Origin of the sequence: Bartonella sp. AP57NXGY, assembly GCF_042195805.1 — a bacterium.
Lineage (GTDB): Bacteria > Pseudomonadota > Alphaproteobacteria > Rhizobiales > Rhizobiaceae > Bartonella.
The window spans coordinates 1-737 of record NZ_JBHIOZ010000499.1; the positions used below are offsets into that span (position 1 = coordinate 1).

Annotated in this window: 1 protein-coding gene and 1 pseudogene; both read left to right on the forward strand. The window is 42.9% G+C overall.

Features of this window, described 5'->3' with window-relative positions:
- Positions 1-192, forward strand: a 192-nt coding sequence (locus ACFIL8_RS11690) for a cytochrome c oxidase subunit II transmembrane domain-containing protein (RefSeq protein WP_375689945.1), incomplete at its 5' end; no start/stop codon positions are given.
- Between the two features lie 135 nt (positions 193-327).
- Positions 328-681, forward strand: a pseudogene (locus ACFIL8_RS11695) (hypothetical protein); the annotation flags it as partial.
- Positions 682-737 lie beyond the last annotated feature (56 nt).

Consider the following 737-nt stretch of genomic DNA (forward strand, 5'->3'; position numbering starts at 1 on the left):
GCCCACCCAGTTCAACTAGGTCTACAAGATGCTACATCCCCTGTTATAGAAGAATTAATCACCTTCCACGACTATGCATTTATGACTATCTCTTTAATTAGCTTTCTAGTCTTATACGCTCTATCCTCAACACTCACAACAAAGCTAACCAATACCAACATTACAGACGCCCAAGAAATAGAGACCACTTGAACCATCCTACCCGCAGTCATTCTAATCCTGATTGCCCTACCATCTCTACGCATTCTATACCTAACAGACGAAATCAACGACCCCTCCTTTACTATTAAATCAATTGGACATCAGTGATACTGAACCTATGAGTACACAGACTACGGAGGCCTCATCTTTAATTCTTACATAATACCCCCATTATTCTTAAACCCAGGAGACCTTCGACTCCTGGAAGTTGACAACCGAGTGGTTCTCCCAATTGAAGCCCCTGTTCGTATAATAATTACATCTCAAGATGTTTTACACTCATGAACTATCCCCACACTAGGTTTAAAAACAGATGCAGTGCCCGGACGCTTAAATCAAACCACATTTACCGCCACACGACCAGGCGTCTATTACGGACAATGCTCAGAAATCTGTGGGGCTAACCACAGCTTCATGCCTATCGTCGCAGAACTAATCCCGTTAAAAATCTTTGAAATAGGACCTGTATTTACCCTATAGACACCCCGCCCTCTCCCACTTTACAAATGCACTGCATAGCTATTCTAGCGTTAACC